We start from the raw sequence: 24603 nt of genomic DNA, 5'->3' as shown, positions 1-24603 counted from the left end.
TTTTTTTATTTCATGCAATTTGTAATTTATATATTTGAAATAATATACATTAAACAAACTAACCAAACAATATGAAATTATTAGAAGGTAAAACAGCAATCATAACAGGAGCATCCAGAGGAATTGGCAAAGGTATTGCTGAAGTTTTTGCAGAGCATGGTGCAAATGTGGCATTTACATATAGTTCTTCTGTCGAAGCCGCTAATGCGCTCGAAGCAGATTTGAATTCTAAAGGTGTAAAAGCTAAAGGTTACCAAAGCAATGCAGCAAGTTTTGAACAAGCTCAAAAATTAGCTGAAAACGTTTTAGAAGATTTTGGGGGCATAGACATTTTAATCAATAATGCTGGTATTACTAAGGATAATCTTTTGATGCGTATGGGAGAAGAAGACTTTGATAAAGTTATTGAAGTTAATCTTAAATCCGTGTTTAATATGACCAAAGCTGTACAACGTACAATGCTCAAGCAACGTAAAGGTTCAATTATTAATATGAGCTCTGTTGTTGGGGTTAAAGGTAATGCCGGTCAAACTAATTATGCGGCATCAAAAGCCGGAATTATTGGATTTTCTAAGTCAGTAGCTTTAGAATTAGGTTCAAGAAATATAAGAAGTAATGTTATTGCACCTGGTTTTATTGAAACTGAAATGACTGCAAAACTTGACGAAGAAACTGTAAAAGGTTGGCGAGCAGCTATTCCATTAAAACGAGGCGGAACACCTGAAGATATAGCCAATGCCTGTGTTTATTTGGCTAGTGATTTAAGCGCCTATGTTACAGGGCAAACACTTAATGTAGACGGCGGAATGCTAACTTAAAACTAACAGCATGAAGAAAATAGTATTATTTGTTTCAGTTAGCTTATTCGCTTTCGGAAGCTCATTCTCACAAAACTGGGAAAGATATAAATCTGAAAAATTTGCATTCATTGTTAACTTTCCAAGTGAACCGACAGAAAGTGTTCAAAAAGTGAGCACTGCAATTGGTGAATTAGATATGAATATGTTTATGTACCAGCCTACCACTTTAGCTGATGATAATGCAGTTTACTCTGTAATACGGTCAGAGTATCCAGAGGAGCAATTTAAAGATGCTACAGATGAGAGTAACGATAATATATTAGATGGTGCTGTAAACGGTGCTGTAAACAATGTAAATGGAACACTACTTTATGATAAAAAAACAAAGCATAATGGATATCCAGGTAGAAGTATTAAAATCCAAATTAGTGCTGGTTACTTATATATTAATGCTTATTTGGTAAATAATATGATGTACATAACTCAAGTTATCTGCTTAATAGATAAAGATGGCAACGACAGCATTAGCCGTTTTCTAAATTCTTTTGACATTTTAAAAGTAAAATAAGTATTGGCTAGTAACACAATTTTATATCTGGTACTTTCTGGAATATTAGCGCTATTTATAGCGCTTTTTCAGTATGTATACAAATCTAAATTTACACAGCTACGATTAATTCTATCAATTTTAAGATTCGTTGCTATTTTTAGCATGCTATTACTTGTTATAAATCCAAAATTTGAAGCAGTAACTTATTACGAAGAAAAACCAAACCTTGTCATTGCTTTGGATAATTCTGAATCTATTGCTTACCTAAAGCAAGATGAGATTGCCACACAGATTTATAATGACTTATCCAAAAATAGCAGTTTGTTAGATAGATTTAATCTTGAGGCATACATGTTTGGTAATTCTACCTCGCCAATAGATTCTTTAGATTTTAAAGATAATCAGTCTAATTTTTCTAGTTTTTTTAAAAATTATAATGAACTTTACAAAGGGCAAATAGCTCCAATACTATTAGTTTCAGATGGAAATCAGACCCTCGGTAATGATTACTTGTATTCTGCAAAACAGAATAAACAAGCGATATTTCCAATTATATTAGGAGATACAACCAATTTTTCGGACTTAAGATTACAGCAGGTAAATGTTAATAGGTTCGCATATCTTAAAAATCGTTTTCCGGTAGAGATGATTATTAATTATTCAGGAGAAGAAAGTGTTAGTAGTCAGCTTAGAATTAGCTCAGGAAATACGGTTTTATTCTCTAAAAATATTACTCTAGATAACTCTAAGGCTTCAGAGATTATAAATACAACACTAAATGCAAGTCAGGTTGGTGTTAAAACGTATAAGGTTGAGATATTGCCACTTGAAAATGAAAAAAATACAGTTAATAATTATAAAAATTTCGGTGTAGAAGTTATTGACCAAAAAACAAACATTGCACTTATTGCTGATGGCTTGCATCCAGATTTAGGTGCTTTAAAGAAGTCAATAGAAAGTAATGAACAGCGAAGTGTTTCAATTTTAAAGCCAAAAGAGGCTTTATTAAAATTAAATGATTTTCAATTAGTTATATTATATCAGCCAAATAATAACTTTAATGATTTGCTAGATGCAATTTCTAGAATAAAACTAAATACATTCACAATAACAGGTAACACTACTGACTTTAATGTTGTTAATGATAGTCAAGTGTTTTTCTCTCAAGAAATAACAAATCAGTCTGAAGATTTTCAACCAACTGTTAATACAAATTATGGTACTTTTATAATAGATAATATTACATTTAATAATTATCCGCCATTACAATCAGAGTTTGGCTCGGTAACCTTTAAAGCCCCAGAAGAAACATTGTTGTTTAAAAGAGTCAATGGTGTCAATATAGACGCACCACTTTTGAGCAGCTTTGAAGCAAATGGGCAAAAATATGCATTATTAAGTGGAGAAGGAATTTGGAGATGGCGTGCTCAATGCTATCTTGATACTGATAGCTTTTCGGATTTTGATAATTTTATAGGCAAATTGGTACAATATCTTAGCTCTAATAAAAAGCGAAACCGATTAAATCTAGATTACAAATCGTTTTATAACCAGAATGAAACCATTGTTCTAAGTGCACAATTCTTTAATAAGAGCTATGAATTTGATGGCAATGCTAATCTTCAAGTCACATATAAGAATAATGATACTAACGAAACCAAAACGCTACCACTATTACTAAAAAACGCATCATACAGAATTGATTTAAGTAGTATTAAGCCCGGAGATTATAGCTTTACGGTTAAAAATCAAGACGAACCAGTTTCTTCTTCTGGAAGATTTAAAGTATTAGAATACAATGTAGAACAACAATTCTTAAATGCAGATGTAACAAAGCTTAATAGTTTAGCGACTAGTACAAATGGTAAATCATTTTACAGTAATCAAATTAACAACCTTGTAGATAGTTTACTTAATGATACACGCTATGCAACAATCCAGAAAAGTAAGCGTAGCACAATCCCGATAATAGATTGGAAATACTTACTCGGATTAATTGCTTTAGCCTTATCTTTGGAGTGGTTTATCAGAAAATATAACGGATTAATTTAAAAAATAAAGAAATGGAAAAGTTACCAAAAGTAGGATTGCCAATTTTAATAGTAGCAGTATTGATTTTAATTGGAGTATTTAAGTCTGTAGTCACCATAGATTCAGGTCATGCCGGTGTACTTTATAAATTAAATGGAGGTGTAGATCCTGAATCAGAACCTCTGGGAGAAGGAATTAATTTTGTAGCACCATGGAATAGTGTAATTGATTACGAGATTAGACAACAAGAGATACCTGAGAAGATGTCAGTATTATCATCTAATGGACTAGATATCCAGCTTGATGCATCTGTACTTTATCAGCCAGATGTGACAAATTTAGCAAGATTACATAAAGAAAAGGGTAGAAATTATTTAAGCAGAGTTCTACAACCTGCCATTAGAAGTGCAGCTCGTAGTGTTGTTGGTCGTTATACGCCAGAACAATTATATTCAAGTAAGCGTGATGCTATCCAAGAGGAAATATTTTTAGAGACAAAAAAAATAGTTGAAAGTCAATACATCCAATTAAATAGTATCTTAATACGTGATGTGACTTTACCTCCTACGATTAAACAAGCGATTGAGCGTAAATTAAAGCAAGAGCAAGAGTCTTTAGAGTATGAGTTTAGATTGGTAACTGCAGATAAAGAAGCACAAAAGCAACGTATCGAGGCACAAGGTAAAGCAGATGCTAACAGAATTTTAAGTGCATCACTTACAGATAAGATATTACAAGATAAAGGTATCGAAGCGACAATGAAGTTATCAGAATCGCCTAACAGTAAAGTTATTGTAATAGGTTCTGGTGACTCAGGTTTACCAATAATTTTAGGAAATCAATAAAAGTTTGTTAAACACTTGGAATTGTAATTATTTTTTCTGAAAATTTGTTTCAACAAAATAAGACATGAATATTACTCAATTACATCATCATTTTCATTTAATCGCTCAAGCGAGGTGAAGATGTATTGAATGATTTCAAAATATACTTAAAAACCCGTTTGATAAATTCAGATGGGTTTTTTGTTTGTAAACGCATCTATTTTTTCAAACTATTCAAATTTAAAAATGAATAAATTAAAAATTGCAGTCCAAAAATCGGGTCGTCTTAATGAAGACTCAATGAAAATCTTAAAAGCCATAGGTATTTCTATAGATAATGGCAAAGACCAACTCAAAGCTTCAGCCAGAAACTTCCCATTAGAAGTCTTTTATCTAAGAAATGGTGATATACCTCAATATCTTAGAGATGGTGTTGTAGATGCAGCCATTATAGGCGAAAATGTATTGATTGAAAAAGGAAATGATTTGACTATTGTTGAGCGTTTAGGCTTTTCAAAATGTAAGGTATCAATTGCAGTGCCAAAATCCTCTACAGCAAAAAGTCTGAAAGATTTAGAAGGAAAACGAATTGCTACGTCTTATCCAAATACGGTTAATCAGTTTTTGGATAGAGCAGGTGTAAAAGCCAATCTTCATATCATTAATGGTTCAGTTGAGATTGCACCAAATATTGGTTTAGCTGATGGTATTTGTGATATTGTTTCTAGTGGTAGCACATTGTTTAAAAATGGGTTAAAAGAAATAGAAGTATTATTAAAATCTGAAGCTGTATTAGCGACTTCGCCAAAGATTTCAGAAGAACAGCAAGTAATTATAAATAAAATTCAATTCCGTTTAAAGTCTGTACTGCGTGGACGAGAAAACAAATACGTATTGCTAAATGCACCAAATGATAAGCTTGATAAAATTGTTCAAATTCTACCGGGCATGAATAGTCCAACGATACTACCTCTTGCAAAAGAGGGTTGGAGCTCATTACACTCAGTAATTAATAAAAACGATTTTTGGGATGTTATTGACGAATTAAAAGCTAATGGAGCGGAAGGTATATTAGTTTGTCCAATCGAAAATATGGTGCTGTAATGAGATTGATTGAGAATCCAAAAAGAAATGATTGGTCACGTATTCTGGAGAGACCAACTAAAACTGTAGACGCTATAGAATCTATAGTCAATACAGTATTTAACGACATAAAAGAGAATGGAGATGCTGCATTAAAAGACTACACGCTAAAGTTCGATAATGTAGCATTAAATGCTTTAGTTGTTTCAGAAGACGAAATCGTTCAAGCTCTAAATAATGTTACAGATAAATTAAAACAAGCCATCCAATTAGCTAAATCTAACATCGAAAAGTTCCACAAAGCTCAAAAAACAGATAAAGTCTTTATCGAAACTATGGAAGGTGTAGAGTGTTGGCAAGAAAAGCGTCCTATTCAAAAAGTAGGTTTATACATTCCTGGAGGTACTGCGCCTTTATTTTCAACAGTTTTAATGCTAGCTGTACCAGCAAACATTGCAGGGTGCAAAGAGATTGTATTGTGTTCGCCGCCTAACAAAGAAGGTAAAATCGCAAATGAAATCTTATATGCAGCACAACTATGTGGTGTAACAAAAATTGTAAAAGTTGGCGGCATACAAGCAGTAGCTGGATTAACCTTTGGAACAGCGTCTATCCCACAAGTATATAAAATATTTGGCCCAGGAAATCAATATGTAACTGTGGCAAAACAATTGGCTACAAAATATGGTGTAGCCATTGACATGCCAGCTGGCCCAAGCGAGCTGCTAGTCATGGCTGATGAGTCTGCAAATGCGGCATTCGTTGCCTCAGATTTGTTAAGTCAAGCAGAGCATGGATCGGATAGTCAAGTGATTTTGGTAAGCACATCAAAATATTTCGCAGAAGCGGTGAATGCTGAAGTTTATAATCAGCTAGATAAGCTTCCTCGCAAAGAAATGGCTGCTGATGCCATAAATAATTCAAGAATTGTAGTCGTAGATGATTTTGAAACAGCATTAGAATTAATTGATAGCTATGGTCCAGAGCACCTTATTTTTTCAACTTCTAATGACAATTTTTTCATTGAAAATGTCAGTAATGCTGGTTCAGTTTTTATTGGTAATTATACACCAGAAAGTGCTGGCGATTATGCATCTGGTACAAACCATACATTACCTACAAATGGGTTTTCTAAAGCCTATTCTGGAGTCAACTTAGATAGTTTTCTAAAGAGCATGACATTTCAGAGAATTTCCAAGAAAGGGATTAAAAACATTGGTTCAGCAATTGAGCTTATGGCAGAAGCTGAAGGATTGCAAGCGCATAAGAACGCAGTAACATTGCGATTAAAAGATTTAGAATCATGAATATAGAAAATCTTTTAAGAGATAATATTAAGACCATAAAGGCGTATTCTTCCGCGAGAGATGAGTATAAAGATGCTTCTGCGGATATGGTTTTTATTGATGCCAACGAAAATCCATTTCAAACCAATATCAATAGGTATCCAGACCCACAGCAATCGAAAGTAAAAGAACGTCTATCGAACATAAAAGGTGTAAAAACATCACAAATATTGCTGGGAAATGGTAGTGATGAAGTTTTAGATTTAGTATTCAGAGCCTTTTGTGAACCTAGTCGTGATAATGTAATCACCTTACCACCAACGTATGGGATGTATTCGGTTTTGGCTGATTTGAATGCGGTTAAAATTCAAAGTGTAGTATTAGATGATAATTTTGAACCAAAGGTCAATGAAATACTTAAGATGCAGGATGAGTTTTCAAAACTGTTATTCTTATGTTCACCAAACAACCCAACCGCTAATAGTTTTAATTCTAATAAAGTTGAGGCGTTATTAAAAGGTTTCAACGGTATCGTAGTTATTGATGAAGCTTATATTGATTTTTCTAACAGTGACAGCTGGATAAGTCGATTGAATGAGTTTCCTAACCTAATTGTTACACAGACACTTTCTAAAGCATATGGTTTAGCAGGAATTCGATTGGGTATATGTTATGCTTCAGAATATATTATTTCAATATTAAATAAAATTAAACCACCGTATAATGTTAATCAATTAACTCAAGACAAAGCATTAGAACGATTAAATGAATTGGGGCAAGTAATACAAGAGGTCAATTCAATATTAGAACAGAGAACAATATTAGCCAATGCGTTGTCTAATGTTTCTTTTGTTCAAAAAATATATCCATCAGATGCAAACTTCCTATTGGTCAAAGTGGATGATGCTAATCAACGATATTTACAATTAATCAAAAGGGGTGTTGTTGTTAGAAACAGAACAACGCAACCTTTGTGTGAAAACTGTTTGCGATTTACCGTAGGAACAGCAGAAGAAAACCAATTACTAATTGAGATTTTAAACCAACTATAATGAAGCCTGTATTATTTATAGACAGAGACGGAACATTAATCAAAGAGCCAGCAGACGAGCAAATAGATTCGTTTGAAAAACTAGAGTTCTATCCAAAAGTGTTTCAATATTTAAGTAAGATTGCAAAAGAATTGAATTTTGAAATAGTCATGATAACCAACCAAGATGGTTTAGGTACAGAAGTATATCCCGAAAGCACCTTTTGGCCAGTTCACAATTTTGTTCTTAAAACTTTTGAACAAGAAGGTGTTGTGTTCGAAGAACAATTTATTGATAGAACTTTTGCTAAGGATAATGCACCTACCAGAAAACCAAACACAGGCTTATTAACTAAGTACTTTTCTGATGATTATGATTTGGCAAATTCATATGTCATTGGTGACAGATTAACTGACGTAGAATTGGCTAAGAATCTTGGTGCAAAAGGCATCTTTATTAACGATGACACCAATTTGGGAACAGATGAAGTTACAGTTAGTAGCAAAGAACTAGAGCCGTATATAGCTCTAGAAACAAACGATTGGGGCGCCATCTATAGATTTTTAAAAACAACCGAACGCATAGGTACTATCGAAAGAAACACCAATGAAACTAAGATAAAAATCGACCTAAATTTAGATGGAACTGGAAATAGTACAATAGACACAGGTATTGCTTTTTTTGACCATATGTTAGACCAGATAGCGCGTCATGGTCAAATGGACTTAACTATCAAGGTAAACGGTGATTTAGAGGTTGATGAGCATCACACTATCGAAGATACAGCTATTGCCTTAGGAGAAGTTTTTGCAAAAACACTTGGTAATAAATTAGGTATAGAACGTTATGGCTTTTCATTACCCATGGATGATTGTTTAGCACAAGTGGCTATTGATTTTGGTGGTCGTAACTGGTTGGTTTGGGAAGCAGAATTTAAACGCGAAATGATAGGCAAGATGCCAACAGAAATGTTTTATCATTTCTTTAAATCTTTTACAGATGGTGCAAAATGTAACTTAAATATTAAAGTTGAAGGCACAAATGAACATCATAAGATAGAAGCCATTTTTAAGGCTTTTGCTAAAGCTATTAAAATGGCTGTAAAGCAAGATGTAGAAAAAATGATTTTGCCATCAACAAAAGGAATGCTGTAATGGATTTAAAAATAGTTAATTACGGTGCTGGTAATATCAAGAGTATTCAATTTGCTTTTCAACGATTGGGTTATGATGCGGTATTATCTCATAATCCGGATGACATAATTAAAGCAGATAAAGTTATTTTCCCAGGAGTTGGTGAAGCGAGTTCGGCAATGAAAATGCTCAAAGAAAGCGGTCTAGATGCATTGATACCAGAGCTTAAGCAACCTGTTTTGGGCATTTGTCTAGGAATGCAATTAATGTGTAACCATACAGAAGAAGGTGACACCAAAGGCTTGGAGATTTTCAACACCAATGTTAAACGCTTTTCTAACAACGTAAAAGTACCTCAGATGGGTTGGAATACAGTTGCGAATTTAAAATCTGATTTATTTAAGAATATATCTGAGGGCGATTATATGTATTTGGTCCATAGTTTTTATGCCGAAAATTGTGAGCAATCCATAGCAACTTCGAATTACGATATAGAGTATGCATCAGCATTAGAGAATGAGAATTTCTTTGGCGTACAGTTTCACCCAGAAAAAAGTAGTACGGTAGGTGCACAGCTAATTCAAAATTTTTTAGACATATAATATGAGAATTATACCAGCAATAGATATTATAAACGGCCAATGTGTTCGTTTAACAAAAGGTGATTATGATACAAAAAAAGTCTATAATGAAAATCCTATAGAAGTCGCTAAAGCATTTGAAGATTCAGGCATCCAATATTTACATGTTGTTGACTTAGATGGTGCTAAAGCAAGTCATATAGTTAATTATAGGGTTTTGGAAGAAATTGCAACTAAAACCAATTTAAAAATAGATTTTGGTGGTGGTTTAAAGACAGATGATGATTTGAGAATTGCTTTTGAATCTGGTGCACATCAAATTACAGGTGGTAGTATAGCGGTTAAAAATCCTGATACATTTAAAAATTGGATTGCAAAGTATGGTTCAGATAAAATCATTCTAGGCGCTGACTGTAATGATGAGAAAATTGCGATATCCGGATGGCAAGAAGACAGTGAATTGAAAGTGATTCCGTTTATAAAAGATTATCAAACCAAAGGTGTAAAGTATGTGATTTGTACTGATATATCTAAGGATGGCATGTTAGAAGGCCCATCATTTGACCTATACAAGCGAATATTAGATGAAGTAAAAGCGATTAAATTAATTGCGTCAGGTGGTATTTCTAAATACGACGAACTCCCAAAACTGCAAGATATGGGTTGTGAAGCTGTTATCATTGGGAAAGCGATATACGAGAATAGAATTTCATTAAAAGCCTTAGAGCAATTTATAATCAACACGTAATTATGCTAACAAAACGAATTGTTCCCTGTTTGGACATTAAAAATGGACGTACTGTAAAAGGTGTTAACTTTGTGGATTTGCGCGATGCTGGTGACCCAGTGGTTATGGCTAAGCAATATGCAGAATTAGGCGCTGACGAATTGGTCTTTTTGGATATTGCGGCAACACTCGAAAATAGAAAAACCATGCACGAGATGGTTTTAAAAGTGGCAGCGCAAGTCAATATTCCTTTTACTGTAGGCGGCGGAATTTCTTCTATTGAAGATGTTGATGCCTTATTACATTGTGGTGCGGATAAAGTATCTATAAACTCTTCGGCAGTTAAGCGACCAGCACTCATTAATGAATTATCAGAAAAGTTTGGGAGCCAATGTGTCGTCGTAGCTATTGATGCAAAACAAATTGAAGGCGACTGGTATGTGCATTTAGCAGGAGGAACAATTCCAACAGAAATTAAACTCTTTGATTGGGCAAAGGAAGTAGAAGAAAGAGGCGCCGGAGAAATTTTATTTACCTCTATGAATCATGATGGTACCAAAGCAGGATTTGCCAATGAAGCTTTAGGAAAACTTTCAGGTGTAGTTAATATTCCAATTATTGCCTCTGGTGGCGCTGGAACGATTCAGCATTTTGCAGATGCTTTTATAAAAGGAAAGGCAGATGCAGCTTTAGCGGCTAGTGTGTTTCATTTTGGAGAAATACCAGTTTTAGAATTAAAAAAAGAATTAAAAAAGCAGGGAATTCCTGTGCGATTATAGATAAATACGCGTTATGCTGTTCTCATTTCAGCATCAAATAATTAAGTAATATGAATATAGATTTCAATAAAAATTCGGATGGTTTAGTGCCAGCAATTATTCAAGATGCACAAACTAAGAATGTGCTGATGCTAGGTTATATGAATGAAGATGCTTTTGAAAAAACAAAAGCATCTGGTATGGTAACTTTTTTTAGCCGTACTAAAAATAGATTATGGACCAAAGGTGAGGAAAGCGGTAATGTTCTGAATCTAGTAGATATTAAGTTAGACTGTGATAATGATACATTACTTGTATTTGTCAATCCTAAAGGTCCTACATGTCATACAGGAACAGATACCTGTTGGCATGAAGAAAATAAACAATCTTATGGGTTTTTATCACAATTAGAACAAATTATTACTGATAGGAAAGATAATCCAGAGAAAGAATCGTCTTATGTATCTTCGTTATTCGGAAAAGGCATTAATAAAATTGCACAGAAAGTTGGAGAAGAGGCTGTAGAAACTGTTATTGAAGCTAAAGACCAAAATGATGATTTGTTTCTTAATGAAAGTGCTGATTTATTGTTTCATTATTTAATTCTTTTACAGGCAAAAGGCTATCAGCTTAATGATATAATTTCAGTCCTTAAGCAGCGACATAAGTAATTGAAAACATCGTTTAAAAGTGTATTTTTAACGTTTAAATGTAATTTTTCATAAAATTGAGTTATATTGCGCATTGCAATTTGCAACTTTAACCCAAATCTTATGAAAAAAACTACCTTTTCATTAGCACTTGTGCTAATGTTATTAACTACTACATGTTATGTCAATGCGCAACAATGTGCATTTGATACTCAAAGAGAAATTTTAAGGCAAAATCCTAATTATGTCGATTTAGAACGTATCTCTGAAGAAAATCTTCAAAATGCAATTATAGATGGCACTGTACAACGTAATAGCGGAGCAGTAATAACTATTCCTGTTGTTGTTCACGTGTTACATCTAACAGGAGAAGCAGTAGGTACAGGGGCTAATATTTCTGATGCACAAATACATAGTAGTATTAACAATTTAAATGATTTTTACAGAGGATTAACTGCAAATAGTCCTATAGATTTTGAAATAGAATTTGCTTTGGCTCAAAGAGATCCAGATTGTAATACAACAACTGGTATTAATAGAGTAAATGCTTCAGGATTATCAGGTTATTCAAATTTTGGAGTTAATGTGCTAAATTCTAATGGAGCAAGCTATAATGACATAAAGACATTAATAAGTTGGCCTCAAACAGACTATTTTAATATATGGATAGTAACTGAATTAGATGGTAATAATGGAGGCTCTGGTTTTCAAGGCTACGCATACTTCTATAATGAATCATCAAGTAACCATGGCTCCGTAATGATGTCTTCTGTTTTTGGATATGATCCTGGGAATACAAATGGTTGGGGACTTAATTCAAATGGAGACAATAGTACTGTAGTACATGAGTTAGGCCATTATTTCCATTTATACCATACTTTTCAAGGAGATGACACTAATGGCGACGGTGCTTCAGACACATGTCCTGCAAATACAGCAGTGGGAAACAATAGTGATGGATGCGCCGATACTGTACCTCACCAAAGAGAAACAAGTACATGTCCTTCTAATAATTCTTGTACTGGTAGTGCTTGGGTAGATAATAATACGATTAATAACATTATGAGTTATTACAATTGTACTGATAGACTAACTAATGACCAAAAAACTAGAGCCAGAGCTGCTATGGTAGGTACAGCGATAGCAAATTCTAATGGCGATGAAGCTCCAGATATAACGTATTCAGCTCCAACATTCGTTTGTAACACAAATACTACTAGTACAAATAATTCTGGTATAACAAGTGTAGAATTAAACGGCGTAACATATAGTTCCTTTTCGTCTGCAAGTGATGGTGGAAATATTGATAATTCTGATAGCTGTTCTAATTATTTTGAAATTGACGCTGACCAATCCAATACAATTAACGTGGGTATGTTTAGCGTAAATTGGCAACAGTTAGGTGTATGGATTGATTGGAATGATGATGGAGATTTTGATGATGAAGCGGAACAACAATATTTAGATAACGATATAGCTGCGGGTTCTACAATTCCAATTACACTTAGTTATCCAAGTAGTATTCCTTATGAAGATTATGTAAGAGTTAGACTTATTACTGAAGTAGATAATAGATATTCTGGTATAAGTTTAATTAATTCTGCTTGTTATACTGGTCTAGTAACTGGGCAATCAGAGGACTATACAATCTATGTTCAAGCATCGTCTGCATTATCTGTTGAATCAAATAAGCTAAATAGTCTTAAAATTTATACTTCTGAGGATACAGATCAATTGTACATAGAAGGTCAATTAACTCCAAAGCCTATAGCTGATTTGTACGATATCAATGGGCGATTACTTATAAGTAAAAAATTAGAGTCGTCAAATTCTGTAAACTCAATTGATGTATCAAGTATTTCATCGGGTATATATATAGTGAAAATACATGATGATAGTCAAGTAAAGACTCAAAAAATCATCATAAGGTAAATAAAAAAGGCTGATATTTAATATTAGCCTTTTTAATAGGATTACACATTTAGCATAGTGAATTAGTTATTCTAAATTTTAACTAATCCAGTTTTTATTGATTGAGTTTTTAGCAAACCAAGCTAGGAATATTGCAAATAGAATAATCATAATTGTCATACCTATACTACTTGCATAACCATTAATTAATAGGTATCCCATTTGAACTAAAACTGCTAATAATGATACGTAAAATATAGTTGCTGCTAGTTTTTTTCGTAATAAGAGTAAGATAGAGCTCAAAACACCACCAAAAACTGCAATTGCAAAAGCTGCAGTAATATATGAAGGCAAATTTGCAGCAATTTCTAATTGCTCCTGGCTGTACATTTCACGATAGCTCTCCGTATTATAGGCTTGCTGCAAATAAGCATTTACGCCCATGCCATTCCAGATTAGTGCCAAAATACTTACAATCCAGAACCAAATAGGTGGTTTTGTTGTTGTCATAGTTAAATTGATTTAGTTAGATTTATGTTTCAAGTTAAAAAAATTTTTGATTAGGTGATTTTCAAACATTACTTTCGACCATAATATGGCATTTGACAAAAGATATTATTACCTCATAAAGTTGCAGTATTTAGGGTACCGTTTTCATGGCTGGCAAAAACAACCAGATGTAAAAACGATTCACTTAATGATTGATAGAACACTTAAATTTATTCTAAAGGACATTAAGTTTAAAACATTAGGTGCAGGGCGCACAGATGCAATGGTTTCTGCAAATGAAGCTGCGCTTGAGTTGTTTATATATAAAAATCCAATTAATCACTTTGATGAATTCTTAGCGCTTTTTAATCATAATCTGCCGCAAGATATTAGAGCTTTAAGTATAAAAGAAGTTGATAAGAATTTCAATATTATTCAAGATTCAAAAATCAAAGAATACCACTATGTATTTTCTGAAGGTCAAAAAAATCACCCGTTTTGTGCTCCAATCTTAACAACCATACTAGAGCCTTTAGATGTTGAACTTATGAAAAAAGGTGCCCTTTTATTTAAAGGAACTCATTATTTTAAGTCGTATTGTTATAAAGCCTCAGTTACAGGTGAATTTATGAGAACAATTGAAGATTGTAAGATTGTAGAGAACACAGATTATACCGCAAATTTCTTCCCAGAAAAGTCTTATGTACTTAAAGTAAGAGGTAAAGGCTTTATGCGAAACCAAATACGCTTAATGTTTGGTGTTTTAATTAAGTTGGGTAGGGGTGAGGTCGATTTAGATTATATACAAATGTCTTTATCTAATGACAGTATAGAGGTTATGGATTATATAGCGCCAGCTTCAGGGTTAATTTTGCATGCTATAGATTTTGAATAAAAAAAATCACCTTAATAAATTAAGATGATTTTTTTAATAGTTAAGTAAGAAAAATCTTTATTTCACTACATGCAACTTTGGTTCTTTTGCTACGAACTTACCATTGATGCATTCACCAAGAATAATAACTTCTTTAGAACGCTCATACATTTTTATAGAACGCTCCATCTGCATTTCTGTAGCATTGTATAGTTTAACACCAGATCTAGAACCTTTGTTTCTAATCTCTATATAATAGCCGTCTTTTAATTTAGTTGGCTTAGTTGCTGGTCTACCCATATATTATATCTGTAATAATTAATTTTTGCATTATAGTGAAAATTCTTTCACTTTACAAGTTAATTTTGAATTATTCTAAATTATATGCATTAATCGTTAAAAAAAATAAAAATTGAATGGTAAAACTGTTAAAAAATTAAAATACTCACAGTGCTGTTCAGGCATATTTTTTGATTAATGCGCATTAAAATTTAAAAAGAGAGTCTAAATAACTGCTTTACGCCATGAAATTAAACTTTCAATTTATATTTTTGGTATCTACAAATACCAGAATCATGAGTTCAATATCAAAAGACACGTTTACCTTTCTTAAAAAACTAGAAAAAAATAATAACCGCGATTGGTTTAATGCGCATAAACCAGAATTTAAGCGTATTGAATCTCAGGTAAAAGCATCCTATAATTACTTGGGAGAGCTAATGAATACTCATGATCAAATTGATAAGGTTAAAATATTTAGAATATATAGGGATGTACGATTTTCTAAAAACAAATTACCCTACAAAACTCATTTTGGAGGTTCTTTTCATAGGAAAAAACCTGAATTAAGAGGTGGTTATTATTTGCATATACAACCAAATAATGAATCATTTATCGCTTTAGGTTTTTGGGAACCTAATAAAGAAGACTTATTGCGCATTCGTAAAGAGTTTGAAATGGATGATCAGGAAATACGTAGTATTCTTAATGATAAATCGTTTAACTCTATTTGGGGTGGATTTGTTGGAGACGAGTTAAAGACTGCCCCTAAAGGTTTTGATAAGACACATCCTGCGATTGATTTGATTCGTCGTAAGCAATATATCTTCACAAAGAAATACTCTGATAAAGAGGTGATGTCACCCAACTTTATAAAAGATGTAGATATGGCTTTTAATTCGGCTAAGCCTTTTGTGGATTATATGAGTGATGTTCTGACTACTAACTTAAATGGAGAGTCCTTATTATAAAACAAAAAAAGCCAAGTATTAGACTTGGCTTTTTAAATATCTGTATTTTAGATTTGACTTAATCCGCCATCAATTTCTAGCTCTACGCCATTGATGTAAGAGGCATCATCAGATGCTAAGAATAGTGCTGCATTTGCAATTTCTTCAGAAGTCCCAAAACGACCTAAGGGTACTGAGGCTGCAAATCCTTTTCCCATTTCTTCAACAACATCTTGTGGCAATCCCATTTTACCGTAAAGTGGCGTCGCAATCGGACCAGGCGCTATAGAATTTACTCTAATTCCTCTGGATTTCACTTCAGAAGTTAATACACGAGAATACGCTCTTAGCGCTCCTTTACTTGCCGAGTATACACCTAAACCATCAAATCCTTTTTGATGTACTATAGAATTTGTAAATAAGATAGTACCGCCATCATTAATTTTTGGCAATGCTTCTTTTGTAGCTAATATTGGACCTTTGACATTAATATTAAAAATTTCATCATAATGTTCTGCAGTAACATCCGTAGTTGTTGCAATAGGTGCAATGCCAGCATTTAAGAATAGTATATCAATATTGCCGTACTTATTTGTTGCCTCCTTTATAAGATTAATATTATCCTCAGGTTTGGATACATCGGCTAATACTGTGATAAAATCACCTTCTAATTCTTTAGATACTTCATCTAAAGCCTCTTGTCGTCTTCCAGAAAGCACAACTCTTGCACCTTCTTTTAAGTATAGTTTTGCAGTTGCTAGACCTATACCACTATTAGCTCCAGTTATGACTGCAACTTTGTTTTTTAATTTACTCATAATGTCTGTTTTATTTGAAACAATCGTTTCAAATTAGATTAAAAAAATTACTTTAAGTTTTGCAAAGTTATATTTATAAGGCTTTGCAATTGTTGTTTATTGTCAATTAAAATACCTACCATTCTAAATCCTTGTATCGTACTAAATAAATAAAGTGCATAGTCTTTAGGACTGCGATGACTATTGATACTAGAATTTTCTTGCCCTTGGTTCACTAAATCCTCAAATAAAGCTAAAGTGTTTTTTTGATTATTCATTAAAAAATTATGAATTGTAGAATCTTGATTGGCCATTTCAGATTTACAATTTGTAATTAGGCAACCTTTGTTTTCGTCGTCTTTAACAATTTCATCTAGATACAATTCAAAGATAGACTCAATAGCTTTCAAAGGACTGTTAGCTTTTAATAAAAGATTAGAAATTGACCTTTGGTATTTACTTTGATATACCTTTAAGCATTCTAGAAAGAGATTATGCTTATTGCCAAAAGAATTATAAATGCTTGAACGGTTCAAGCCTGTAGCATCTACTAAATCCTGCATAGATGTCGCATTGTATCCTTTTACATGGAATACATGACTTGCTTGATTAAGCACTAATTCTTTATTGAAAACTTCAGTTTTTGGCATTTTATTTGAAATGAACGTTCCAAAATTAAGTATAATTGAAATGCGGATATGTTAATAGAATTATAAAATTTAAAATAGACTATACCGCTTTTAGAAAATCTGGTTTTATAAAAAGTTGAATGCTACTTAATAAACGCTCTTTTACGATATTCATCATGCGCTTGTTTAATGCCGAAGAATTTTGAATATACAGTTCGTATTCTTCAACGGTAAACTGTCCTATAACCATACCTTTAAGAGAATTCCTAAACTTCATGTCTTTATGAATAGCGTTTTCTATATATGCCAACTGCTTCGGTAGTGTTAAGTCATAAAATACATTTTTTCGTTTTGAGATGTAATTCTTAAAGACATTTACAAACAAATCATTCTGCATCTTTATAATAGGACGAAGCGTTTTATTCTGAAAAGCCTCGTCACTAGACATAGAGTCGTAGACTTTTGCAGAGGGAATTAGTGGTCTGATGTCAAGTAGAAGTTTAGAGCGGGTTTCCATATCAAAGTAGAATTGAATTAATATGGAATTAAATTTAAGTATTAACCAAGGTGAAATATTAATGTGAGAATTATCTTGTCAACGGTGTTATTAACAAATCAATTTTTAGCTAGTGCAATTACAAGTTAGTATCTTTATCTTAAAATTATAACTATGAAGTTTGGAAGCGTTGACAATCCTACTGAGATAGATTTTACTCTACCCAGTGACCATATTGATACTTTAAGAGTTTTAAAAGATAAGCCATCAGACAGTACAAATGTATTTGTAGGTTGTGCTAAGTGGAACAGGGCAGATTTAAAGGGGTTTTATCCGAGAGGCACTAAGGATGAGTTAGAGTATTACTCTCATCAATTTAATTCCATTGAGCTAAACGCTACATTTTATCGAATTTTTCCTCCAGAGCAATTTGTAAAATGGTATGACAAAACACCTGATAATTTTAAATTTTTCCCTAAGCTCAATCAGGAAATAAGTCATTGGAAACGCTTAAATGATGACGTAAAACCTGTAGTAGATAACTATTTATATAGTGCTATTAATCTTAAGGAAAAGCTAGGCTGCATATTTTTACAAATGCATAGTAACTTTGCACCTAAGGATTTTGATAGAGTCATAAATTTTGCCGAATCTTGGCCAAAAGAGGTGCCATTAGCTATGGAATTTAGACATACAAATTGGTATAATGATGGTGCTATTGCTGAAGATTTGTATCAGCTGTTGGAAGAGAACAATATTTCAAATATCATTGTTGATTCTGCAGGACGCCGAGATATTATGCATATGCGTTTAACCAATTCCAGAGCTTTTATTCGCTATGTAGGTGCCAATCATAAAAGCGATTATACACGTTTAGATGATTGGGTAGAACGCTTGAAAATATGGAAGAATGCCGGAATTAATGATATTAATTTCTTTGTGCATCAGAATATTGAAAAGGAATCTCCATTGCTTTCAGCATATTTAATTCGTAAAATGAATTCTGAGTTGGGTACTAATTTAATGATACCTAACGACGATACCAATGGACAACAAACATTATTATAAATGAGATTTAACACACGTAAATGGGTAAAACCAGAAGATTTAAACCCTAATGGCACTTTATTTGGAGGTCAGTTATTGGCTTGGATAGACGAAGAAGCCGCTTTGTATACTATAATTCAGCTTGAAAACTCTAAAATAGTTACCAAATACATGTCCGAAATTAATTTTATGGCTTCTGCTAAAAAAGGGGATATCGTAGAGATTGGTATGGAAGTTATAAAGTTTGGTAGAACTTCTATTACTATGAAATGTGAAGCTAGAAATAAAATGACTAGAGAGACGATATTGACGGTGGATAATATGATAATGGTTAACCTAGGTCAAGACGGAAAACCATCGCCTCATGGTAAAACAAAAGTAGAATTTGTAAAAGACCGATTATAAAAGTTATACATCTTAATTATGTGTTAGTTTTTAGTCAAAAAATTATATTTATAGAGCTATTAATTAACAATTAACTTTTTGATGAAATCTACATTACTTTATCTGTCATTATTTTTTATTTCTGGTGTTAGTGCACAAGTCATTTTTCAAGAAGACTTTAGTGCTTTAAACACAAACCAATCTCTCAACGGACAGGGAAGTTGGTCTAACGATACTTCGATGGGAGGAACAGGTGCCGTTTTTGGTGGTACACCTTCTAATGTTGTTGCTTTTTCTTTGTCATATCCAGATTATGGAAGCTCTGCAAATAGTGTACAGTCAATTAATAATATTAATTCAGATGGGCCAGGGCATCTATTTTCCTCTTCTATTACTGCAGGAACATTTTACACTAGTTTTGTTATGAATATTAGTGATTCGCCTTCAAGTTCTCCTTTTGATGTTATCAGAGTGTTAAATGGTAGTGCTTTCAGTACAGCTTTACGAATTTGGGTACAAGATTCTGGTTCTGGGTTTAGCATAGGAATAAAGTCTGGTGATTCATCAAATAATGGAGCTGTAACTTCTCAAGTCTATAGTTTTAATACGGCTTATTTAGTTGTATTAAAGTATACTATTAATTCTGGAGCTTCTAATGATGAACTAGAATTGTTTATAAATCCTAACTATGTGAATGGTGAGCCTGTATCTTCTACTTTAATAGCACCAGCTCCAGCAATAGAAAATTCTTCTTCAATAGACAGGTTAGCTTTTGCTTGGAATGTTCCTAATTCTGGCAGGTTTTCAGGTCATGTTGGTTTAGTAAGTGTTGCAAGTACATGGAGTGATTTAGTGCTTTCAAATACTAATATTAGATATAATAATTTAGACGTCAAATACATTAATAATTCTAAATCTGTTCAATTTAGTGCCTCAGTTTCTGGTCAACTAAACATTTATAACATTACTGGTCAAAGCATTAAGGCGTTACAACTAAACAATGACAGTATGGTTAATTTGAGTGATTTAAAAAAAGGAATATACCTGTCAAAATTTACGTCTAACATAGGGGAAACTAAAATAGTTAAGTTTGTCATTAATTGATAGCGCTTTGAGTTTCTAAGTTTAGTTCATAAACTCCTAAATCAAAGTAAGTTACCGCAGCCAATACATGATCAAAAATATCTCCCATTATGTATTCGTAGTTTACCCAGCGTTGGTCTTTACTAAAGGTATAGATTTCTAGAGGAATGCCTTGAGTGGTCTGTTCTAATTGCCGCACCATCATCGTCATATCCTTATTTAAAGCAGAATGATTTTCGATATAAACTTGAAGGTATTTTCTAAAAACGCCAAAATTAGTAAGATTCCTGCCGTTAATGAGTACGGATTTATCAATATCATTTTCAATATTAGCAGTATTAATTTCGTCGGAACGGGTGTTTAAATATTCTGTGACCAATTGAATCTTTTTATACCGAACAATATCTGCATCCGTTAAAAATTTAATTGTAGAAGCTTTTAAAATCACTGAGCGTTTTATACGACGTCCACCAGAATTAGACATACCACGCCAGTTCTTAAACGAATCAGAAATCAGCGCATAAGTAGGTATTGTTGTAATGGTTTTATCCCAATTTTGGACTTTTACTGTAGCCAATGTTATTTCTGTAACATCTCCATCTGCACCGTATTTATCGAAAGTAATCCAGTCGCCAATGCGTACCATATCGTTTACTGTAACTTGTATGCTCGCTACAAATCCTAAAATACTGTCTCTAAATACAAGAATGATAATTGCAGATACTGCACCTATACTAGTTACAAACTCCCAAAAAGAGATACCAGTAACAATAGCAAACATTGAAAATATAGCTAATAGCCACATAAAAATCATAAAAACTTGTATGTAACTATAAATAGGCTTGTCTTTATAACGTGGTAAGGTTTTTAGATAATCACGAATTGACAGGAGCACACTTTGAAGAATTCTAAGTGTCAATAAAATAGCAATGACTTTTAGCGTTTTTTCTATGATATCTTCAACAACAGGGAAATCAGAAAATACCTGTGGCACAAACTCTATTAAGATGATTAATGGCACAATATGCGCTACATTCCTAGGCAGTTTATTGGTGATAAGTATGTTGTCGAAATTTGTTTTGGTACGTTTAGCAATGCTTGAAGAAAAACGTCTTAGTAGGCGTTTGGTTACAAAATCTATAATAAAAGCAACAATAAGCAATGCTATTAATAAGGCTAACATGTTTAAATACTTAGCGGTATCAACAGAAAAGCCTTTGTCAATTAATAGGTCGTATAGGTAATGTTTCATTAGGTCGAAGAAATTTCTATATAAACCTAGCAAATATTAGTTAAGCAGAATGCGGTTTTAAATATTTCTTATCAACATAAAAGGTTCCAAAAGGAATAAGCGAAGCTACAAGAACGATTAAAAATGTTTTCTGATTCCATTTAAAATCGGGTTTTAACCAAATCGCTAAGACAATGTAAGCGACAAATAGTAAGCCATGTGGCATTCCTAAGAGTTTTACATATTGAGGTTCACCATTTAAGTATTTAATTGGCACCGCCACAAATAATAGAAGCAAATAAGACACGCCTTCTAAAAATGCTGTAATTCTGAAAATATTTACCATAGACTAATCAAATTATTACGAGTGCAAAAATACTGTAGAATAAGAGATTATGAGTTGATTTTAACAGCTTTTAAGAATTCAATAAAAACTAATTTTCTATTAATTACCTTTACACTGTTTAACTAACTTAATAACCAATTCCTAATGATTTCTCTAAGAAAAAATTTAGCTGTAACACTATGTCTATCAATGCTTTTAAGCTTTAGCTATGTAGAAGCACAATCTAAGCGTAAACGTAAAAAAGACGCTAAAACTGAACAGGCAAAACCTAAGCCAGCACCAAAAAAGAAAGGAAAAATTAAAGATTACGATAAAGTAATTACAAAAGATGCTATTACGGACGATGGCTTATTTAAAGTGCACCAAGTAGGAGAGAAGTACTTTTTCGAAATTCCTAATGACTATCTTGATACCGATATGTTATTAGTGAGTCGCTTTGCAAAGTTGCCTTCTGGCCTTGGAGGTGGATATGTCAACGCCGGTACCAAAACCAATACACGCTTAGTAAGATGGCAACGTTTTAAGAATAAGGTTTTAATCAAAGAGAAATCGTACAGTGCGGTAGCACAAGACAGCTTGCCAATAAATATATCTGTTCAGAATAATAACTATGAACCTACTTTGTATGCATTTGATATCCAAGCGATTTCAAAAGATTCTACAGCTGTGGTTATCGATGTTAGTTCTTTTTACGGTACAGACGTAAAAGCATTAAGTGGTTTGCCATCGCGATTCAGAAAACAATATAAGGTTAGAAATTTGGACAAATCAAGAAGTTTTATCAATTCAATGAAAAGCTTCCCAGAGAATATTGAAGTGATTCAAGACTTTACATACAATGCTTCTGAACCACCTGTGAATACAGGAGATGAGTCTATTAGTGTCCAAATGAATCAATCCATGATTCTGTTGCCTAAAGATTTAATGCAACCCCGTTATTTTGATGAGCGTGTTGGTTGGTTTACATTAAGTAAATACGATTACAGTAGTGAAAAACTAAAGGCGGATCGCAAAACATATATTCGTCGTTGGCGATTAGTCCCAAAAGATATTGAAGCCTATAGGCGAGGAGAATTAGTTGAGCCTATAAAACCTATTGTTTATTATTTAGATCCTGCAACACCAGAGAAATTTCGTTCGTACATGAAAGAAGGTGTGGAGTTATGGCAAAAAGCTTTTGAAGCTGCAGGTTTTAAAAATGCCATTATTGCTAAAGACCCACCGACAAAAGAGGAAGATCCAGATTTTAGCCCAGAAGATATCCGTTACTCAGTGATTCGCTATGTGGCAAGTACAACACGTAATGCAACAGGACCAAGTGTTTCTGACCCAAGAACAGGAGAAATAATAGAAAGCGATATCATTTGGTATCATAACCATTTGCGTTCTTATCGTAACCGTTATTTATTAGAAACGGGAGCAGCGAATCCTTCGGCACGTACTTTAGACACGCCAGAATCTGAAATTGGAGAAATGATGAAAATGGTCATTGCTCACGAAGTTGGCCATACCTTAGGCTTGCCTCATAATATGGCAGCTAGTTATGCCTATGATGTTGAGAATTATAGAGATGGTGCTTTTACTCAAAAAAATGGTATCGCAGCAACTATAATGGACTATGCACGCTATAACTACATAGCACAACCTGGTGATCAGAACATTCGTTTTATAAGACAATTAGGTCCTTATGATGATTATGCTATTAATTTTGGCTACCGCTATTATCCAGGTACAAATTCTGCAGATGCAGAGCGTACAATTTTAGATCAGTTGGTGTCTTCAAAAGCTGGTGACCCAAAGTATATGTTTGGTAGTCAAGGCAGTCGTTTTGACCCAAGATCGCAGACTGAAGATATCGGAAACAATAGTATTAAAGCGAGTACTTATGGATTAAGTAATCTTAAGATTGTCGCTGCTAATTTGCCACAATGGACAAGCGACCAAACTAATAACTATGAGGATTTAGGTGAGCTTTATGGAGAGATGCTAGGTGTTTGGAATCGATATATTGGTCATGTAACGTCGCATGTTGGTGGTGTTTATGAGGATACTCAAAACCCATCTCAAGGAGGTAATGTATACACTATGGTTCCTAAGGCTGAACAAAAGGCAGCCATGCAATGGTTGCATAAAAATGCATTTGTTAGCCCAACATGGTTGGTAGATAAAAATATTCTCAATAAAATTGATTATGCAGGTTATACGGAGCGTTTAAGAGGCCTGCAAGCCAGACACCTTAACCGCTTGTTAAGCTTTGAAACTTTAGGGCGATTGATAGATTATAAGGCTTTAGATGCCAGTAATTATTCAGCATTGGAGATGCTACGTGATTTACGTAAAGGTGTTTGGTCAGAAGCAAATTTTGGTCAAAATGTAACAGTGTATAGACGTAATTTGCAACGTGCGCATATTGATCAGTTGGGTAATTTAATGACAGGAGAAATGAATAGACGTTTTTCTCGCAAGTATTACAACGTTAATCAATCTGATGTTAGAGCTTTGGTTAGAGGCGAATTAAATGTCTTAAAACAACGTTTAAGAACTGCTTCAAATTCAGCAGTAAACACAGAGACGAAGTACCATTATAGAGATTGCTTAGAACGTGTGAATTCAATTTTAGATCCAAAATAAAA

At 33.3% G+C, this 24603-nt stretch carries 26 protein-coding genes; 19 read left to right on the top strand and 7 right to left on the bottom strand.

Features of this window, described 5'->3' with window-relative positions:
• The first annotated feature begins 71 nt into the window (after positions 1–71).
• The 13 genes from fabG to IEV10_RS09165 all read left to right on the top strand — a co-directional run bounded on the left by fabG (position 72) and on the right by IEV10_RS09165 (position 13386).
• Positions 72–818 (top strand): 3-oxoacyl-[acyl-carrier-protein] reductase, encoded by a 747-nt coding sequence (fabG, locus tag IEV10_RS09225; protein WP_188374429.1) that lies wholly within the window; start codon positions 72–74, stop codon positions 816–818.
• Between the two features lie 10 nt (positions 819–828).
• Positions 829–1368: a hypothetical protein gene (locus IEV10_RS09220; RefSeq protein WP_188374428.1), complete on the top strand. Its 540-nt coding sequence runs from the start codon at positions 829–831 to the stop codon at positions 1366–1368.
• Positions 1369–1371: 3 nt separating this feature from the next.
• The gene (locus IEV10_RS09215; RefSeq protein WP_188374427.1) at positions 1372–3402 is read left to right on the top strand and encodes a VWA domain-containing protein; all 2031 of its coding nucleotides are present in this window, start codon (positions 1372–1374) and stop codon (positions 3400–3402) included.
• An 11-nt stretch (positions 3403–3413) separates the two neighbouring features.
• The gene (locus IEV10_RS09210; protein WP_188374426.1) at positions 3414–4226 is read left to right on the top strand and encodes a prohibitin family protein; all 813 of its coding nucleotides are present in this window, start codon (positions 3414–3416) and stop codon (positions 4224–4226) included.
• Between the two features lie 225 nt (positions 4227–4451).
• A complete protein-coding gene (hisG, locus tag IEV10_RS09205) occupies positions 4452–5309 on the top strand; it encodes an ATP phosphoribosyltransferase (RefSeq protein ID WP_188374425.1) in 858 nt (285 codons plus the stop codon).
• Positions 5309–6595: a histidinol dehydrogenase gene (gene hisD / locus IEV10_RS09200; RefSeq protein WP_188374424.1), complete on the top strand. Its 1287-nt coding sequence runs from the start codon at positions 5309–5311 to the stop codon at positions 6593–6595. The genes hisG and hisD overlap by 1 nt, the downstream gene beginning before the upstream one ends.
• Positions 6592–7626, top strand: a complete 1035-nt coding sequence (hisC, locus tag IEV10_RS09195; protein ID WP_188374423.1) for a histidinol-phosphate transaminase — start codon at positions 6592–6594, stop codon at positions 7624–7626. The genes hisD and hisC overlap by 4 nt, the downstream gene beginning before the upstream one ends.
• Positions 7626–8759, top strand: a complete 1134-nt coding sequence (gene hisB / locus IEV10_RS09190) for a bifunctional histidinol-phosphatase/imidazoleglycerol-phosphate dehydratase HisB (RefSeq protein ID WP_188374422.1) — start codon at positions 7626–7628, stop codon at positions 8757–8759. Before hisC ends, hisB begins: the two co-directional genes overlap by 1 nt.
• On the top strand, positions 8759–9340 hold the full coding sequence (hisH, locus tag IEV10_RS09185) for an imidazole glycerol phosphate synthase subunit HisH (protein ID WP_188374421.1): 582 nt from the start codon (positions 8759–8761) through the stop codon (positions 9338–9340). Before hisB ends, hisH begins: the two co-directional genes overlap by 1 nt.
• Position 9341: 1 nt before the next feature.
• Positions 9342–10067 (top strand): 1-(5-phosphoribosyl)-5-[(5-phosphoribosylamino)methylideneamino]imidazole-4-carboxamide isomerase, encoded by a 726-nt coding sequence (gene hisA, locus IEV10_RS09180; RefSeq protein ID WP_188374420.1) that lies wholly within the window; start codon positions 9342–9344, stop codon positions 10065–10067.
• Between the two features lie 2 nt (positions 10068–10069).
• On the top strand, positions 10070–10825 hold the full coding sequence (gene hisF, locus IEV10_RS09175; protein WP_188374419.1) for an imidazole glycerol phosphate synthase subunit HisF: 756 nt from the start codon (positions 10070–10072) through the stop codon (positions 10823–10825).
• A 50-nt stretch (positions 10826–10875) separates the two neighbouring features.
• The gene (gene hisIE, locus IEV10_RS09170) at positions 10876–11475 is read left to right on the top strand and encodes a bifunctional phosphoribosyl-AMP cyclohydrolase/phosphoribosyl-ATP diphosphatase HisIE (protein ID WP_188374418.1); all 600 of its coding nucleotides are present in this window, start codon (positions 10876–10878) and stop codon (positions 11473–11475) included.
• Between the two features lie 102 nt (positions 11476–11577).
• Positions 11578–13386 (top strand): zinc-dependent metalloprotease, encoded by a 1809-nt coding sequence (locus tag IEV10_RS09165; protein WP_188374417.1) that lies wholly within the window; start codon positions 11578–11580, stop codon positions 13384–13386.
• A gap of 78 nt (positions 13387–13464) precedes the next feature.
• Here IEV10_RS09165 and IEV10_RS09160 read toward each other — a convergent pair whose 3' ends face one another.
• The gene (locus IEV10_RS09160; RefSeq protein ID WP_188374416.1) at positions 13465–13875 is read right to left on the bottom strand and encodes a hypothetical protein; all 411 of its coding nucleotides are present in this window, start codon (positions 13873–13875) and stop codon (positions 13465–13467) included.
• A gap of 85 nt (positions 13876–13960) precedes the next feature.
• Here IEV10_RS09160 and IEV10_RS09155 point away from each other — a divergent pair, with 85 nt between their 5' ends.
• Entirely contained in the window at positions 13961–14749 is a 789-nt protein-coding gene (locus IEV10_RS09155; RefSeq protein WP_188374415.1) for a tRNA pseudouridine synthase A, read from the top strand.
• A 57-nt stretch (positions 14750–14806) separates the two neighbouring features.
• Here the strand turns inward: IEV10_RS09155 and IEV10_RS09150 are convergent, their stop codons facing one another.
• Positions 14807–15028 (bottom strand): hypothetical protein, encoded by a 222-nt coding sequence (locus tag IEV10_RS09150; RefSeq protein ID WP_188374414.1) that lies wholly within the window; start codon positions 15026–15028, stop codon positions 14807–14809.
• 275 nt (positions 15029–15303) lie between these two features.
• Between IEV10_RS09150 and IEV10_RS09145 the strand changes: the two genes are divergently transcribed.
• A complete protein-coding gene (locus IEV10_RS09145) occupies positions 15304–15978 on the top strand; it encodes a DUF2461 domain-containing protein (RefSeq protein ID WP_188374413.1) in 675 nt (224 codons plus the stop codon).
• Positions 15979–16025: 47 nt separating this feature from the next.
• Here IEV10_RS09145 and IEV10_RS09140 read toward each other — a convergent pair whose 3' ends face one another.
• The 3 genes from IEV10_RS09140 to IEV10_RS09130 form a co-directional block, all read right to left on the bottom strand.
• Positions 16026–16775, bottom strand: coding sequence for an SDR family NAD(P)-dependent oxidoreductase (locus IEV10_RS09140; protein ID WP_188374412.1), 750 nt, complete (start codon positions 16773–16775; stop codon positions 16026–16028).
• A 47-nt stretch (positions 16776–16822) separates the two neighbouring features.
• Entirely contained in the window at positions 16823–17404 is a 582-nt protein-coding gene (locus IEV10_RS09135; protein ID WP_188374411.1) for a TetR/AcrR family transcriptional regulator, read from the bottom strand.
• 79 nt (positions 17405–17483) lie between these two features.
• Entirely contained in the window at positions 17484–17900 is a 417-nt protein-coding gene (locus IEV10_RS09130; protein WP_188374410.1) for a glyoxalase, read from the bottom strand.
• 153 nt (positions 17901–18053) lie between these two features.
• Here IEV10_RS09130 and IEV10_RS09125 point away from each other — a divergent pair, with 153 nt between their 5' ends.
• The 3 genes from IEV10_RS09125 (at position 18054) to IEV10_RS09115 (ending at position 20414) form a co-directional block, all read left to right on the top strand.
• Positions 18054–18947 (top strand): DUF72 domain-containing protein, encoded by an 894-nt coding sequence (locus IEV10_RS09125; protein WP_188374409.1) that lies wholly within the window; start codon positions 18054–18056, stop codon positions 18945–18947.
• Positions 18948–19331 carry an acyl-CoA thioesterase gene (locus IEV10_RS09120; RefSeq protein WP_188374408.1) on the top strand — a complete coding sequence of 128 codons (384 nt, stop codon included), beginning with the start codon at positions 18948–18950 and terminating at the stop codon, positions 19329–19331.
• Positions 19332–19412: 81 nt separating this feature from the next.
• On the top strand, positions 19413–20414 hold the full coding sequence (locus IEV10_RS09115; RefSeq protein WP_188374407.1) for a T9SS type A sorting domain-containing protein: 1002 nt from the start codon (positions 19413–19415) through the stop codon (positions 20412–20414).
• Here IEV10_RS09115 and IEV10_RS09110 read toward each other — a convergent pair.
• Together IEV10_RS09110 and IEV10_RS09105 are read right to left on the bottom strand one after the other, a co-directional pair.
• Positions 20407–21645: a mechanosensitive ion channel family protein gene (locus IEV10_RS09110; protein ID WP_188374406.1), complete on the bottom strand. Its 1239-nt coding sequence runs from the start codon at positions 21643–21645 to the stop codon at positions 20407–20409. The two genes, IEV10_RS09115 and IEV10_RS09110, sit on opposite strands and share 8 nt — an antisense overlap.
• Before the next feature lie 40 nt (positions 21646–21685).
• Entirely contained in the window at positions 21686–21970 is a 285-nt protein-coding gene (locus tag IEV10_RS09105) for a DUF3817 domain-containing protein (RefSeq protein ID WP_188374405.1), read from the bottom strand.
• Between the two features lie 144 nt (positions 21971–22114).
• On the opposite strand from IEV10_RS09105, the gene IEV10_RS09100 reads away from it, so the two are divergent.
• Positions 22115–24601 (top strand): zinc-dependent metalloprotease, encoded by a 2487-nt coding sequence (locus IEV10_RS09100; protein ID WP_188374404.1) that lies wholly within the window; start codon positions 22115–22117, stop codon positions 24599–24601.
• The last annotated feature ends 2 nt before the right edge of the window (positions 24602–24603 follow it).

Source organism: Winogradskyella haliclonae (assembly GCF_014635865.1).
In the GTDB taxonomy this organism is placed as follows: Bacteria; Bacteroidota; Bacteroidia; order Flavobacteriales; family Flavobacteriaceae; genus Winogradskyella; species Winogradskyella haliclonae.
Note: the sequence above shows the minus strand (reverse complement) of the source record. Positions and strands in the feature narration are given on the sequence as shown.